Origin of the sequence: Deferribacter abyssi, assembly GCF_049472655.1 — a bacterium.
GTDB lineage: Bacteria > Chrysiogenota > Deferribacteres > Deferribacterales > Deferribacteraceae > Deferribacter > Deferribacter abyssi.
The window spans coordinates 92,813-108,940 of the sequence record NZ_JAQNCS010000008.1 but is presented as its reverse complement, the minus strand read 5'-3'; the positions used below and the strand labels follow the sequence as shown (position 1 = coordinate 108,940).

The window sequence follows — 16,128 nt, the reverse complement described above, 5'->3', positions numbered from 1 at the left end:
ATTAACATCCTAGAAAAATTTCTGGAAAAGTTGAGAAATTTTGGGTATATTTTAAGTTTAATTTAACAGAAATTAGGTGAGGGATGAAGTTTAAAAGGTTGATATTAAATGGATTTAAATCTTTCGTAGATAAAACAGTTATTGATTTTCCAGAAGGTATTACGTGTGTAGTAGGTCCTAATGGTAGTGGTAAAAGTAATATATTGGATGCTATTAGGTGGGTTTTTGGCGAGCAGAGCCCTAAGGAGTTACGTGGCAATAATATGGAAGATGTCATTTTTGCGGGTAGTGAAAATAGGAAACCAGCAGGTTTTTGTGAAGTAACTTTGGTTATTTCTGATGTCTCTGAGGAGATAACTGAGAAGTGGGGTACACTATCAGAAATATCAATCTCAAGGAAATTTTATAGAACAGGTGAACGTGAATATCTCATTAATGGCAGGAAATGTAGGTTAAAAGATATTAAGGAGCTTTTTTATGATACTGGGATTGGAGCAAGGAGCATATCAATTATTGAACAGGGGAGAGTGGAAAAAATAATTCAAGCATCGCCTGAAGAGTTGCGATTATTTTTTGATGAAGTAGCAGGAGTGACAAAATTTAAGGAAAGAAAAAAGGAGGCTTTAAACAGGCTCTCTCATACAAGAGAGAATTTGCTTCGTCTTGCTGATATTCTTAGTGAAGTAGAAAAAAATAAAAATATTTTGGAAATACAGGTTAAAAAACTGGAAAGATACAGAGAAATAAAACAGAGGCTGGATTTTTTAGAAAAAGAATATTTATCAAACAATTTTATTAAGGTTAAATCTAACTATACAAAACTACTAAATGACTTAAATGATATAAAAGTTAGTTTGAGTACAAAGAAAAATGAATTGCGTATTTTGGAAAGTGAACTGAAAGTTAATAAGAGTTTGTTGGCAGAAAAAAGAGAATCCTATTCTAAGGTTACAGAGACAATTATTGAATTGAATAACAGTGCTTCGAAAGTAGATAATGATATTGCCATTTTAAAGAACAATATTGAAGGTGCTAGCAAAAGGAAAGAGGGGCTAAAACGGGAGATTCAAGAGGGTGAGGAGCGACTAAAAGAGCTAAGTTACAAGAAAAATGATATTTTAAAACAAGTTGATGATATAGAAAAAAGCCGTAAACAACTTTCTTTTCAGATTAAGGAGAAAGAAGAGGTTATTGAAGAATTTAAATTAAAAATAGAAACATTAAAAGATGAACTGGATGAGTTTGATAGCCAGTTTTTGGATTTGAATGATGCAATTACCGAAAAAAGGAATCAAATAATTAAGCTTGAGGCTGAGATTGATTCTGCAAAACGTCAAATAAAAGGGAAGGATACGGAGTTTTCTGGATTACTAGAAGAGCTGAATAAAAATAAGGAAAGAATAAACTTTCTTGAAAAACAACTTTATGATATTAAAGAAGACAAAAATATATTTGAGGAAAAATTGGGGTTGATTCAAAATGAATTATTTGTTGTTGAGGAAGATATTAATCAACTTAGTGATAAGATAAAAGAAAAGACGATTTTGAAAAAATCACTTGAAAAAGAACTGAAGATTCTAACGTCACAATTAGACAAATATACTTTTGGGCAAGATAAAGTAAGTTCTCATCTTAAGAAGATTCAGAAAGGTTATATTACAGATTTTATTAAACTAATGGATGATGATGTTAAACTTGAGTTTGGTGATATAGTAGTTTTTGCTGATGAGGATAAGGATAACGTGTTTGAGCTTATTGAGAAGATGCAAAATGGAATTAGATTTACGTTTATTTCAATGTTGGAGGAAATTGAGAAGAATATTATAGGTCTGAATTCTCAGAAAATTAGTGAGTCTCTTATATGTGTTAATAAGATATACAGGAAAATGGGTAGAGATGATAAATCTATAATGATTAAGGAAATTAGAGATAGGATTTTTCAGGTTGAAAATGAAATAAAGCAGGTCAGTACTGCTGTTTATACTATGGGTAAAGATTTAGAAGAGAAACAGAGAAAACTTGAGACTCTAAAGCTTGAACAAGAGAAGTTTACTAAAATTATTAATGAAAAAAGCTTGGTATATGAAAGAAAATCTGCAGAACTCTTAAATGTTAAAAAATATATAGAAAAAGCAGAGAAGTCTATTGAGGTAGTTGAAAAAGAAAAGGAAATTTTGCAAAACTCCATTGATGCTGCAGAGAAAGAGATTTTAGAGTTAAAGAGTGATATTGAGGCAAAAGCTGAAAGATTAAGAGATATTGAGAATCATAAAGATGACATTGAAGGTGAGCTAGAGTTTTATGAAGAGAAAATTGATTTAGAAAAAAATGAGTTAACAGATTTACTTGTAGAGAAAAGAGGCTTAGATGAATCTTATAACTCTTTAAACAGGGAATTACGTCATTTTGAAAAAGAATTAAATACAACGTTGAATCAGATTAAAACAAAGCAGGAACGATTAAAAAAACTTTTGACTGTAGATATTACAAACTGGGAAGAGAGCTTGAAAGAGAAAATGGAGAAAAAATTACTGTTGGAAAAAGAAAAACATAATATTTTAATACAAAAAAATATATTGGAAGCTGAAATTAATGATTTGGATCAAAATGTTAATGTAAGCGAGACATTAATTGCTAAAAAGAGGGGAGAGATTGAGACAATTGAAAGAGAAGTATACGATATCGAAATCAAACTTGCCGGTTTACAGAGTAAATTGTCAAATATAAGAGATCAATTTTATAATAGCTTTGAGGCTAATATTGAAGCAGAGTTTAAGAAATTTATTAATGATAATTTTAGCTTAAAAAAGAACAGGGATGAATATAATCAATTAAAAGAAGAAGTTGAAAATTTGGGGCCATTAAATATGGCAGCAGAGGATGAATACAAATCATTAGTTGAGCGTTATGAGTTTTTGAGTAAGCAAAAAGAAGATCTTGAAAAATCTATTGAGAGTATTCAAAATTTGATCAATGAAATTGATGAGACTACTGTAAATAGATTTAAAACCACTTTTGAACAAGTACGCCAAAATTTTCAGGATGTGTTTAAAATCCTTTTTGGTGATGGTAAAGCTGAATTGAAATTAACTCAGCCGGAAAATATTCTTGAAACGGGTGTTGAAATTTTTGTTCAACCACCAGGCAAAAAATTGACAAACATGAATTTATTATCTGGTGGAGAAAAAGCTATGACTGCCTGCACACTTCTTTTTGCCATGTTTTTATATAAACCTACGCCGTTTTGTTTTCTTGATGAAGTAGACGCTCCACTTGATGAGACAAATATAGGTAGGTTTTTAAAGATTGTAAGAAAATTATCAAAAGATACTCAGTTTGTCATTATAACTCATAATCAAAAAACAATGAGCGATGCTGATTCTCTTTATGGAATAACAATGGAAGAGCCTGGGGTTTCAAAAGTTCTATCTGTAAAAATGGAGAATATTTAAATTTGTAATTAATGTTTTTGGAAAAAATAATTAGGATAAGTTTTAAATAAAGAAAGGAAAAAGTATTAAGGAGTAGAGGTTATGGGTTTTTTTAATATTTTTAAGAAGAAGAAATCTGAAAAAATAGAGGAGAAAAAAACTGAAGTTCTAGAGTCTGAAGAATTATTAGATGAAAATGTAGAGGATAAGGGAGATTCTCATTCTGAAGAGTTGATAAAAGCTTTTGAAAGAGATGTTGTTCAAGAAATAGATACATCAAAAAATGAAGATGAGAGCCAATCTTTTTTTAAACGCTTAAAGAAAGGTTTAAGTAAAACTTCTGATAAGCTTGTTGGTGGAATTGAGACCATATTTTTAGGTAAAAAAGAGATAGATGAAGATTTATTAGAAGAATTGGAAGAATTATTTGTTACTTCAGATGTGGGAGTTAACACTACTTTGAAAATTATCGATGAGGTTAGAGAAGAAGTTTCTAGAAAAGTTTTAAAAAATCCAGAGGAACTGAAAAATTCAATTAAAAGTAAGATTTTAAATATTTTGAGTTTGGATAATTCTTTGAAACAGGTCGATGAAAAACCATACGTTATACTTGTAGTAGGAGTAAATGGGGTAGGTAAAACTACTACTATAGCAAAACTTGCAAAAATGTTTAAGGATAATGGGTTGAAGACCGTTTTGGCTGCTGGAGACACGTTTAGAGCTGCGGCTATTGATCAGTTGCAAGTTTGGGCTGATAGAGTGGGGGTGCATTTGATAAAACAGAAAGAAGGCAGTGATCCAGCTGCAGTTATTTATGATGCTGTAGTATCTGCTAAGTCAAAAGGTGTTGATGTGTTGATTGCCGATACAGCAGGAAGACTACATACAAAGTTTAATCTTATGAATGAACTTAAAAAAATTGTTAGAGTTATAAAAAAAGAGATACCTGAAGCTCCACATGAGATATTGTTGGTTTTAGACGCAACATCAGGTCAAAACGCTGTTAATCAAGCAAAGATTTTTAGTGAAGCTGTGGGTGTTACTGGGATCGTACTTACAAAACTTGACGGGACTGCTAAAGGTGGAGTGATTGTGGGTATTGTAGATGAGTTAAAAATACCTGTAAAGTTTATTGGGTTTGGTGAAAAGATAGATGATTTAAAGCCTTTTAATGCTCAGACTTTTGTAGATGCTCTTTTTGAGACTAATAGTAGGAATGTCACATAAGTGTTCAGGTGTGATTGAAAAGTGAAGTATATTACTAATTTTGATAGGCAGATTGATAAAAATAGCTTCAACTGGTTATACAAAAGGAGTGATAACTCTGTTTATCCCCCTATAATTGCGAGAGTTGATAATATGTATTATCAGCTAAATAATTATGAATATGAGGGAGGAGATGTTTTTTTGGAAGATTTTGAATCCTTTGAAGATGTTTTATCTTTTTCTACTTCTTTGTATTCTGATATAAGTTTGATTGAGTTGGCAAATATTTTAAAAATTGCAGAAAATTATAAATGTAATATTGATAGAATAAAAATTTTTAAAGAAAAAGGTGTAAAAGGTAAAAGAAATTTTGAGGTTTTAAAGAATATATTGAGCCTTACAGATGAATTTAAAAGTTATATAGTTGTTAAAAAAATAACTTTAAAATACATATCATTATTTTTAAGGTTAGAAGAAAATTTGAAATCAATAGTTTTAGATTATATTAAAAAAGAGACGCCTTCTGTTGGAGATTTTAGAAAATTGCTTAATTTTTTGTATGATTATTCAAGGTTTATTAATATAGATTATTATGACAAAGAATATTTTGAAGAAATAAGAAAAAATAGAAATAAGCAATATTATAACGTCTTGGTTTCTTTAGATCAATTACAGAAATCTTTTGGTAAAGGCATAAAGATTATACCTGTATCAAATTTTGAAACTTGTGAATTTCTATTGAACTTGAAATTTTCAGATACTGAAGAACTTATCATGAAAATAGAAACAATTAAAAATAACAGAGATAAAATTGAATTATTTTTTGAAGAATTAAAGAATTATGATTTATGTTGATAAAGCATCGTTGAATTCACTGCCAGTGAAGGTTATTGAGAGGAAGGGTATCCCTTTTGAGATTATTTCTGAAAAAGATTACAATGATATTGAAGACGTGAAAAGTAATATTTTTATAACTAGTAGTTTAAACAAATTTGTACATCCTTGTCCAGCAACAAAAAATTATAGATGTTGTAATTATCAAGTGGTTGATGCTATAGAAGGTTGTCCTTATGATTGCAAGTATTGTATTTTACAGGTGTATCTTAATCACGAATATATAAAAATATACTCAAATTTAGAGGTTGTTGAAAAAGAGATTTTAGAACTTAATAGTAAAGGCAGATTTAGGCTTGGTACTGGAGAGTTATCAGATAGTTTAGCCCTTGATAACATTTTTGAGTTTTCGAAATTTTATGCTGATATTGTAAATCATCTTGAAAATATACAATTTGAGTTTAAAACAAAATCGAAAAATATCGATAATTTGTTAAATTTAAATCCTAAGAATATTGTTGTATCTTGGAGTTTAAATCCAGATTTTATTATTAAAAGAGAAGAGATTAGAACTACCACATTGTTAGAAAGAATAAATGCTGCAAAGACATGTGCTGAAGCTGGTTTTAAAGTGTCTTTTCATTTTGATCCTTTAATTTATTATGATAATTTTGAAAAAGGGTATGCAGATGTGATTGAAATGCTTTTTGAAAATATACCTGAACGGTCGGTAGAATTTATTAGTGTTTCTACCTTTAGGTTTATTCCTGAATTGTATGAAAGAGTTAGAGAGAAATTTGATGATACGATACTTTTTGAAAATAATTTTATTGTAGCAGGTGATGGAAAAATGAGGTATTTCAAGGGGTTAAGGGTTAGTATGTTAAGGTTTGTCATTGAAAAAATTAGGAGTTATTGGAAGAATGTTTTTATATATTTTTGTATGGAACAAAAAGAAATATGGGATAAGTTGATGAATTTTGATCCTGGTGAGAGGAAGGAGTTTGAAAAAAAATTCCCATGGTATTCTTAAATAACAATTTTATGTTTGTTTATAGTATCCTACAAAAACGAATAAGAAACCTGAAATGGGTCAATGTAATAAGTGATAATTTCAGTAAAAGTTTTGTTATTTGCTGTTAAATTTAATACATTATTGTTAATATGTATTACTTAGGATTATTTTATAGGAGTTATCTGTGGTAAATACTAAAATTGGTGAAGTTGCTGTGTTTGACATCGGTGGTACAAATACTAAGTATGCTGTTTTTAATAATAGAAGAGTAATTTTGAATAAGGAGATTATTAAAACACCCTCAAATTACAATGAATTAATTTCATTGATTCGTGTTAAAACGTTAAAAAGAGTAAATACCGTGGTTTTAGGTTTACCAGCAGTCATTGATTATAATAAAAATAAAATTGTATATGCACCAAATATTGATTATCTCACAAATAAAGATTTGGTAAAAGATTTAGATTTAGGGAATGTTTTAATAGAAAATGATGCTAATCTTGCAGCTATTGGTGAATATTACACCTTTAGAAAAAGTAGTTCAAGTATGCTTATGGTTACTATAGGAACAGGGGTTGGAGGTGGTTTGATTGTTAATGGAAAGCTGCTAAGAACCCAGTTCTCTGTGGCAGAGATAGGACATATAATTATTGAAAATGATGGAAGACCTTGTAGATGTGGTAATAAAGGGTGTTTAGAAACATATTGTGGCAAGAATGGTATACTTAATACCTATGAGATTTTGGGTGGGACAAAAAAAAGTACGTTAAATAAAGTTTATTCTGAAGCTAAACAGGGAAAACTTATAGCTGTATTAACATTTAAACAATTTGCTCATTATCTTTCAATGGGCTTGGTGTCTGTTTTGAATGTTATCTATGTAAACAATATTGTTATTGGCGGAGGGATATCGCATTTCGGTGATATTTTTTTTAAGGATTTAATAAATTTTTTTAATTCAAAAATATATCCTCCTTATAAAAAAAATGTTATAATAAATATTACTAGTTTGAAGAATGATGCAGCCCTTTTGGGAGGATTTTACTATGCACAAAAAAGTAATGCTTTTTTTGTTGATAACAATAACACTATTAGTTCCTAATAATTCTTTAGCAATAAAAATATATTTTGGGAAAATTAGTGAATTAAAAGGTACTCCTTTAATTAATGGCAAGGTAGCTCGTAAAAGAAAAAAAGTGTATGTTGGTGATAAGATTATTACTGATTCTAGATCGTCTTTGTCGATTTTTATGAGAAATAAAACAATTTTTGTTATTTCACCAAATAGTGAAGTTATCCTTAAAAAGACAGACAAGCGTAGTAGTAACACAGAAATTGAATTAAAAAAAGGGAGTATTCGATCTATTGTTTCAAAACTAAAACCAAAGAATAAATACTCTATCTCATCGGCTGGTGCTGTTGCAGGGGTAAAGGGTACTGAGTTTATTGCATATTCAAATAGCGAAGCTTTGTGTGTTTTTACTGATGAAGGTGTGGTAAATATTTTAACGGATAATGGCTCGGTAAGTACAAGGAAGGGTGAAATGACTCAAGCTTCTAAAGGTATCATACCTCTTGAACCTGTAAGGTATGAAGATGATGAAAAACTTAAAGAAATGTTTCAGACGTTACTTTCGATTACAGATTTTAAAATACCAGATGATTTAGAGAAAAGTGAAAGATTGCCTGATATTATTGCTAGATGGAATATCAATTATGCTAGTTATTTGGCTGATGCGAAAAAGTATGATGAGGCTATAAAATCATTGGATTATGCGTATTTATTTGCAAAATCACATGATTTTAAGGCAGAGGCACTATATAAAAAATCTATTATTATGTCAAAATTTATAAATGATTTGAGTTCTGCAAAAAAATATTTATCAAATATCTTAATGAGTTATAAAGATACAATCTATTATGAATATGCCATATTTCAAATGGGATTTATTGCTTATGAACAAAAAGATTATATAAAATGTAAAAAATATTTTAATAAGTATAAAGAAGAATTTCCTAATGGACGTTTTACTTCTACAGTAAATGTTATACTCAATATGATACAGGATAAAAATTAGTTAATATAATATGAACTAGAGAGAAATATGCTGAAAAAAGTTGTTTATTTTTTTATTGCTGCTGCCGTTTCATTTTTTGTTTATTTTTTATATTATAGTCAATTTGATTTTTTGAATAGCATAGATACGAAGTTGGAAGATAGTAAATTCAGATTAAGAGGTTTTAAAAAAGCATCTGACAAAATTCTACTTGTTGCTATTGATGGTAAAAGTATTGATAAATATGGTAGGTGGCCCTGGGATAGAAAATTAATTGCTAATTTGATTGATAGACTAAACGATTATGGTGTTAAAACCATTGCATTGGATATTGTTTTTTCTGAACCATCTACTTTAGAATCAGATGCTGCCTTATCAAAAGCAATTTATAGAGAACAGAACGTAATATTAGGTTATTTTTTTAGGGAAACAATAAGTGAGGGAGAAGCTGAAGCTTCTATGGAGAGATTACCTGATTTTTCAATTGAAAACATAAACTTACTTGAGGATGTAGATAAATTACCTCTTTTATCATTTAAGAGTGCTGAAACAAATATTGATGAAATTGCAGAGGGAGCCTATTCTAAAGGTTTTTTTTCTGTTTTTCCTGATAAAGATGGAATTTTAAGAAGGGTTTATATTGTAGCTGATTTTAATGGTTTTATTATGCCATCATTGGCACTTTCAGCTTTATCTCATTATCTTGATGAAGAAATAATGCTTTATGTGGATAGGTTTGGTATAAACAAATTGTTTTTAGGGAAAAAATCTATTCCGGTAGATATGGATGGAAGTATTCTAGTAAATTTTTATGGACCAAAAGGGGGGATAGTGACTGTTTCAGCTGCTGATGTTATTGAAGGGAAAGTTGAAAAAAATTTATTGAAAGATAAATTGGTTTTCCTTGGAATAACAGAAACTGGTGTTGGTGATTTTCAGGCTACACCTGTTGATTCAAATTTTCCAGGAACGGAAATTCACTGTACATTTGCATCAAATGTTTTACAAAATTTTTTCCTTATTAAGGATAGTAAAACGGTTATGATAGATATTGTTACGATTTTTTTTCTATCTTTTGTTGTTGTTATTATTTCAATTTCTTTTAGAAGAAGTATATATTCGTTTTTAGCTGTACTAATTTTTTCGTTAGGTTATTTTTATTTTAACTTTAAAATGTTTGATGTTTATAATTTACAGCTATCTTCTATTTACCCTTTTTCATCAATAATTTTATCGTTTGTTCTTATAGAAGTGTATAAAAATTTTGTGGTGGAGCAAAAAAGTAAATATCTGAAAAAAGCGTTTAGTAGTTATATTTCTGAGGATCTCGTTGAAGAGATTCTGCAAAATCCTGATAGATTGAAATTGGGTGGTGAAAAGAGAGATATTACAGTTCTTTTTTCAGATATTAGAGGTTTTACAAGCATTTCAGAAGAGTTGGATCCTGAGTCGCTTGTTAGCCTTTTAAATTCTTTTTTGGGACCAGCTACTGAGATTATACTTAAAAATAGAGGTATGCTTGATAAATATATAGGCGATGCAATTATGGCAATTTTTAATGCTCCTTTAAATTTAGAAAATCACTGCGATATGGCTGTAAAATCATCTGTTGAAATTATATCGTTTTTAGAAAGGCTTAATTGTGATTTTAGAAATAAAGGGTGGCCTAATATTGATATAGGTATAGGAATAAATAGTGGAGATGCCGTTGTAGGAAATCTTGGTACTGAACGACGCTTTGACTATACTGCTATTGGTGATACTGTGAATCTAGCAAGTAGATTGGAAGGGCTCAATAAATATTATGGAACAAAAATATTAATTTCTGAGTCTGCTAAGAAACTATTAAATGAAAACTATCCTATAAGGCTTGTTGATACTGTAAGGGTTAAAGGAAAAAATAAACCGGTTGATATTTATGAAGTTGTTGTGAAAGATGTTGATGATGTTTTTTTCAAGCTATACGAGGAAGGTTTGTCATATTATAGATCGTTTAATTTTAATCGAGCCAGAAAGAATTTTTTAATACTTTTGGAAAGATATAAGGATAATCTGGCTGAAGTTTACTTGAAACGTATGGATAGCTTTAAAGGTGACAAGAAAGAGTTTGATTATATAACAACGTTTTATAAAAAATGAGTGCTGGTTGGTTTGTTATGAGCAAGTTTTCATTGTGTATTCACTGTTTACAGTATTAAAGAAATGTCTTTATTATAAAATAATTGTTGACATTATTTTGTTAATGCTATAATATTTATATATGAGAAATATAAAACGTTATAATAATATAGAAACTAGTTATAATTTTTGTAATTTTGAAATTAACTCTAATCAGCTAAATTATCTCGATTTGTTAAAATCGGCTGAAGCTTTGAAAGAAGAAAACAGAAACGTCAAAACTTATAGTTGTAGGGTGAAACCTGATGTTGTGGTTTTGTCAGATGATGATGCTTTTTTAAAGAGATTTGAGGATATATATGACGGGGTTTTTAATGTTTTTTTGATATATATATCAGAAAAGGTGATGAATGATTTTTATACATCAAGTGATTTTGAAATTACTGGTAGATTTCCTGAATATGTTGTTAATGTTAAGATTTTTTCTCCAATAAATCTAGATAAATGTGTATGGTGCGGGAAATGCTATTTGGTATGTCCCGAGCAATGCATTGATTTAGATTTAAATATAGACTTTTCAAAATGTACCTTTTGTGGTGAATGTGAAAAAGTTTGTGAGTTTGATTCTATACATATCAAACAAATAAGAGAATTGAGTATAAATACTTCTTTTATTGTTACTGATAATAATGATTTGAAGGATCAGTTTGCAGATCAAGGGGTTTTATTATTTAGTGCTGACGATATCATTAAGATATTTGAGAAGGTAGGTGAGTATCAGGTTGAAGAACTGGTTATTCATGAAAATAAAGTTTGTCAGTTTTCTCCAAAGCTAAATATTGGTTGCGAACGATGTTTGCAGACATGTAAACACGGCGCATTATATGTTGATGATAACGGTATAAAAATCAACCATCTTTTATGTGTAGGTTGTGGTGGGTGTATATCCGTTTGTCCTACTGGAGCTATGCAAAATGGATATTTAACCGATGAGGTATTTGTAAGGTATTTTCAGATTTTGCAATTGCCAAAAGATGTGGCACTTTTGCTGGGTGATGATGATAATATAAGGAAATTTTTGTGGAGTAATTACAATAAAAATTTTAAAAATAGTTTTCCAGTGCCTGTTGATCCAAAGTTTTTAAATGTTATGCATTATCTCTTTTTGTTTTCTATTGGTGTAGCAAAGTTATATTTACTTAATGATAAGCTTGTTGATAAAAATGAAGTGAAGTTTGTAAATTCATTTATAAGATTTCTTTTTGGTTCTTATCCTTTTATTGAATTTGTTGAAAAATATAGTGATTTTTCTGAAGATAATTATGAAAACCCTTTAAAAACTAAATATGATAATTTTAGTTTTAGTAGTAGAAGGAAAAAGCTTGCTTCAATAATAAGGTTTCTTTATGAAAACTCTGAAAAAAGAAATATTTTATTAAAAGACAATATATTAGATATATTTGGCAACGTATTGTTAGATAAAGATAAATGCACACTATGTCTTGCGTGTGTAAATCACTGCAAGATAGGTGCATTCTTAGCTAAAGATACGGATTTTAGTTTGAATCACAATCCAGCTATCTGTATTCAGTGTAGAATATGTGAAAATGTGTGTCCTGAAGAAGCTATTGAAGTTGCTCCAGGTTTATTGTTGGCGGATGATTTTTTTGAATTAAGCACTTTGAATAAAGACGAACCCATGGTTTGTCCTATGTGTGGTAAAATTTTTGGAAACAAGAAAAGTTATAGTGCTGTTAAAAATAAATTATCTCTAGCAGGTTTATTTGAGTCAAAAGGAAAGTATTTAGACTATTGTGAAACGTGCCGAGTGAAAATGCTTTTTGGAGAGGAGAAAGATGTCTAATGAAATAGATAATACAAGGGTTTTTTTATATGATCTGTTGAAGTCTTTTTTTGCAAATGAACCTGATGAGAAGATTTATTCAGAATGGTTTGCCATTTTTGATAAGCTAAAAAAAGATAATCTTGAGATAAGTGAACAATATGAGAGTATGCTTTCATATTTCTTAGAGGTTTTTAAAAACTATAATCTTGATAAGCTTAAAAATGAGTATTATGAACTTTTTGTTAATCCGTTTAATGATAATCTAATAAATCTTAATGCTTCTTATTATCTTGATGGTAAAAATTTTGGTGAAACTCTTGTTAGTTTAAGGGGGTTTATTTGGGATAAAGGGATTGCAAAGGATGATACTTTGAAAGAACCAGAAGATTCTGTTGTTTTTATGTCTGATGTGATGATTTACATGATAAAAAATATGAAAAATGATGAAGCAAAATATGGGTATAATGTTCAAAAAGACTATTTTGATACATTTCTTGAACCTTTTTTTGATAAGTTTTCTAAGGCTCTCAAGAGTCATGAAACAGCATATTTTTATGCTTGCTGTGGTATGTATTTAGATTTTTTAACTAATTTGGAAAAAAGTTTTTTAAATGAAGTTATTTAAATGGAGGTGTTTATGACTTCTAAGAAAACTAGTAGAAGGGATTTTTTGAAATTAGGTGCTATAACTACGATGGGAGTGATGGCAACTTTAAAAGGAAAAAAGGTTGTTGCGAAAGAAATTCAAGAAAACAGTTCTGAAATATTATATCGTGAAACCGAACATTTTAAAAAGTATTATGAATCTTTGAGAAGCTAAGGAGGTTCAGATGGCTGCAAAAAAACTAAAATCTGTTAAAAGTACTAGTTCAGGAAATCTCATAACTGTGGATAAAAATCCTCAAATTGCTAGAAGGACATTTTTAAAACTAACTGCAACAACAGCTGCTTTTGCTGGTATGTCTTTATCTCCAACTTTTGTAAAAAAAGCAAATGCAACTAAAAATCCTTATCCTAATTCTAAAATAGTTAAGACTATTTGTACTCATTGTGCTGTAGGATGTGGTGTTTATGCTGAGGTTCAAAACGGTGTTTGGGTAAGGCAGGAAATAGCTCAGGATCATCCGATTTCAAGGGGTGCACATTGTTGTAAGGGGGCTGGTGCCATTGATATGGTTACAAGCACAAAAAGACTTAAATATCCCTTGAAAAAAGTAAATGGTAAATGGCAGAAAATAAGTTGGAAACAGGCCTTAGATGAGGTTGCAAATAAACTTCTTGAAATCAGAGAGAAGAATGGTCCAGATGCAGTAATGTGGATTGGTAGTGCTAAAGTTTCTAATGAGATGGCTTACCTGCAGAGAAAACTTGCTGCATTTTGGGGTACAAATAACATAGATCATCAAGCTAGGATTTGTCATTCAACCACAGTTGCTGGTGTGGCAAACACCTGGGGCTATGGTGCTATGACAAATAGTATCAATGATATAAGACACTCAAAATGTGTTTTTATGATAGGATCAAATGCTGCTGAAGCACATCCTGTAGCAATGCAACATATCCTCTATGCAAAAGAAGTGAATAATGCACCAATCATTGTAGTTGATCCAAGATTTACAAAGACTGCTGCTAAAGCTACTGATTATGTAAGGATTCGTTCTGGTACGGATACTGCGTTTGTAATGGGACTAATTAATGTAATTATTCAGAATGGTTGGTATGATAAAGAGTTTGTTAGAACAAGAGTTGCAGGTTTTGAAGAGCTAAAAGAAGTTGCAAAACGTTATACCCCTGAAGAGGTAGAAAGAGTTACCGGTGTACCTGCCAAAGAAGTTGTTAGAATAGCTAAGCTTATTGCAGATAATAGACCTGGTACAGTTATATGGTGTATGGGAGGAACTCAGCATTCTATTGGTAGTAGTAATACAAGGGCATACTGTATTTTACAGTTAGTTTTAGGGAATATGGGTAAGTCTGGTGGTGGTACTAATATTTTTAGAGGACATGATAATGTGCAAGGTGCTACAGACATGTGTGTGTTATCCCATTCGTTACCTGCATATTATGGTCTCTCTGATGGTGCATGGAAACACTGGTGTCGAGTTTGGGATGTAGATTATGATTGGATTAAGTCAAGATTTAAAAATAAAAAATATATGAATAAAAAAGGGTTTACTCTTGGTAGGTGGTATGAGGGTGTTATACAAGAAGATAAGATTACACAATATACTCCTTTGAAAGCTGTTGTATTTTGGGGTTGTTCTTCAAATTCTCAGTCACAGTACCATAAGTTGAAAAAGGCTCTTGATTTGCTTGATTTGGTAGTAATTATTGATCCTTTCCCAACTATGACTGCTGTAGCAAGTGATAAAGATAATGTATATCTGTTACCTTCTTCAAGTCAATATGAAACAGAGGGGAGCATTACCAATTCCCAACGAGGTATACAGTGGAGATATAAAGTAGTAGATCCTATATATGAATGTAAAGATGATTATACAATTATGCAGGAGTTAGTAAAGAGATTCGGTTTTTATGATAAGTTTTTCAAAAATATTAAGAAAATACCAGAGGATGTAACAAGAGAGATTAATAAAGGATCTCTTACCATAGGCTACAATGGTCAAACTCCTGAACGTATTAAGAAACATACAGATTATTGGCATACATTTGATGTTGATACACTTCAGGCAAAAGGTGGTCCATGTGATGGTGAATTTTATGGTTTACCATGGCCATGTTGGACTACAGAGCATCCGGGGACGCCAATTCTCTATGATATTTCAAAACCTGTAGCCAAAGGTGGTTTACCTTTTAGGGCTAGATTTGGGACATCTTATACATATCCAAATGGAAAAAAGGAGAACCTACTTGCAGCTGATGGAGTTGCAAATCCTGGTAGTGAAGTAAATGGTGGTTATCCGGAGTTTAAAGGTATTGTGCCTGGTACAAATTGGAAGACTGATTTAAGTCAAAAAACGATAAAAGAGGCTATAAAGCGAGGAATGGCTCCTTTTGGTAATGCTAGAGCGAGATGCTATGTTTGGAATTTCCCTGACCCAATACCAGTTCATAGAGAGCCTATCCATTCTCCAGATCCCGATATGATTAAGAAATATCCAACTTATAACGATAAACCTGATCATTACAGAGTTTATACAAAATATAAAAGTGAACAAAAGCTTGATTGGGTTAAAGAGTTTCCACTTATACTTACAACAGGTAGGCTTGTGGAGTATATGGGTGGTGGTGCGGAAACTAGAAGTAATAAGTATCTTGCTGAATTGCAACCAGAGATGTTTGCTGAAATTAATCTCAAGACAGCTAATGATTACGGAATTAGAGATGGTGAAATGATATGGATAGAATCTCCAAATGGAGGAAGAATAAAAGTGAAGGCGAAGGTTACAGACAGAGTGGATGAAAAGACTATATTCCTACCATTTCATTTCGGTGGTTTCTTTATGGGAGATTCTTGGGCAGGAAAATATCCAGAAGGGACACAGCCTTATGCACTTGGTGAAGCTGCAAATGTAGTTACTAATTATGGTTATGATATTGTTACACAAATGCAAGAGACCAAAACTGGTCTTTGTCGAATTAAAAAGGCATAGTGGAGGT

The 16,128-nt window shown here is 30.6% G+C and carries 11 protein-coding genes; all 11 read left to right on the top strand.

All coding sequences use genetic code 11. The features are described from left to right. Nucleotides 1-83: 83 nt before the first annotated feature. Nucleotides 84-3,452 carry an AAA family ATPase gene (locus tag OWK30_RS06185; RefSeq protein ID WP_423324617.1) on the top strand — a complete coding sequence of 1,123 codons (3,369 nt, stop codon included), beginning with the start codon at nucleotides 84-86 and terminating at the stop codon, nucleotides 3,450-3,452. 81 nt (nucleotides 3,453-3,533) lie between these two features. Then, entirely contained in the window at nucleotides 3,534-4,658 is a 1,125-nt protein-coding gene (gene ftsY, locus OWK30_RS06180; protein WP_423324615.1) for a signal recognition particle-docking protein FtsY, read from the top strand. 21 nt (nucleotides 4,659-4,679) lie between these two features. Continuing rightward, complete coding sequence (locus tag OWK30_RS06175; protein WP_423324613.1) at nucleotides 4,680-5,492, top strand: hypothetical protein; 813 nt, start codon at nucleotides 4,680-4,682, stop codon at nucleotides 5,490-5,492. Beyond that, the gene (locus OWK30_RS06170) at nucleotides 5,479-6,504 is read left to right on the top strand and encodes an SPL family radical SAM protein (protein ID WP_423324611.1); all 1,026 of its coding nucleotides are present in this window, start codon (nucleotides 5,479-5,481) and stop codon (nucleotides 6,502-6,504) included. Before OWK30_RS06175 ends, OWK30_RS06170 begins: the two co-directional genes overlap by 14 nt. Nucleotides 6,505-6,670: 166 nt before the next feature. Next, the gene (locus OWK30_RS06165; RefSeq protein WP_423324610.1) at nucleotides 6,671-7,588 is read left to right on the top strand and encodes an ROK family protein; all 918 of its coding nucleotides are present in this window, start codon (nucleotides 6,671-6,673) and stop codon (nucleotides 7,586-7,588) included. Then, complete coding sequence (locus tag OWK30_RS06160; protein WP_423324608.1) at nucleotides 7,533-8,564, top strand: FecR domain-containing protein; 1,032 nt, start codon at nucleotides 7,533-7,535, stop codon at nucleotides 8,562-8,564. Before OWK30_RS06165 ends, OWK30_RS06160 begins: the two co-directional genes overlap by 56 nt. Before the next feature lie 27 nt (nucleotides 8,565-8,591). Then, complete coding sequence (locus OWK30_RS06155; RefSeq protein ID WP_423324606.1) at nucleotides 8,592-10,682, top strand: CHASE2 domain-containing protein; 2,091 nt, start codon at nucleotides 8,592-8,594, stop codon at nucleotides 10,680-10,682. A 121-nt stretch (nucleotides 10,683-10,803) separates the two neighbouring features. After that, nucleotides 10,804-12,525, top strand: coding sequence for a 4Fe-4S binding protein (locus tag OWK30_RS06150; RefSeq protein WP_423324604.1), 1,722 nt, complete (start codon nucleotides 10,804-10,806; stop codon nucleotides 12,523-12,525). Further along, the gene (locus tag OWK30_RS06145; RefSeq protein WP_423324602.1) at nucleotides 12,518-13,132 is read left to right on the top strand and encodes a TorD/DmsD family molecular chaperone; all 615 of its coding nucleotides are present in this window, start codon (nucleotides 12,518-12,520) and stop codon (nucleotides 13,130-13,132) included. Before OWK30_RS06150 ends, OWK30_RS06145 begins: the two co-directional genes overlap by 8 nt. A 12-nt stretch (nucleotides 13,133-13,144) precedes the next feature. Further along, the gene (locus tag OWK30_RS06140; protein ID WP_423324600.1) at nucleotides 13,145-13,327 is read left to right on the top strand and encodes a twin-arginine translocation signal domain-containing protein; all 183 of its coding nucleotides are present in this window, start codon (nucleotides 13,145-13,147) and stop codon (nucleotides 13,325-13,327) included. A gap of 10 nt (nucleotides 13,328-13,337) precedes the next feature. Beyond that, nucleotides 13,338-16,121, top strand: coding sequence for a formate dehydrogenase subunit alpha (locus OWK30_RS06135; RefSeq protein ID WP_423324598.1), 2,784 nt, complete (start codon nucleotides 13,338-13,340; stop codon nucleotides 16,119-16,121). The last annotated feature ends 7 nt before the right edge of the window (nucleotides 16,122-16,128 follow it).

Coding starts and splice junctions, on each gene's coding strand:
- OWK30_RS06170 (WP_423324611.1), top strand. CDS start 5,479: ATGATTTATGTTGATAAAGCATCGTTGAATTCACTGCCAGTGAAGGTT.
- OWK30_RS06140 (WP_423324600.1), top strand. CDS start 13,145: ATGACTTCTAAGAAAACTAGTAGAAGGGATTTTTTGAAATTAGGTGCT.
- OWK30_RS06185 (WP_423324617.1), top strand. CDS start 84: ATGAAGTTTAAAAGGTTGATATTAAATGGATTTAAATCTTTCGTAGAT.
- ftsY (WP_423324615.1), top strand. CDS start 3,534: ATGGGTTTTTTTAATATTTTTAAGAAGAAGAAATCTGAAAAAATAGAG.
- OWK30_RS06155 (WP_423324606.1), top strand. CDS start 8,592: ATGCTGAAAAAAGTTGTTTATTTTTTTATTGCTGCTGCCGTTTCATTT.
- OWK30_RS06145 (WP_423324602.1), top strand. CDS start 12,518: ATGTCTAATGAAATAGATAATACAAGGGTTTTTTTATATGATCTGTTG.
- OWK30_RS06135 (WP_423324598.1), top strand. CDS start 13,338: ATGGCTGCAAAAAAACTAAAATCTGTTAAAAGTACTAGTTCAGGAAAT.
- OWK30_RS06160 (WP_423324608.1), top strand. CDS start 7,533: ATGCACAAAAAAGTAATGCTTTTTTTGTTGATAACAATAACACTATTA.
- OWK30_RS06150 (WP_423324604.1), top strand. CDS start 10,804: ATGAGAAATATAAAACGTTATAATAATATAGAAACTAGTTATAATTTT.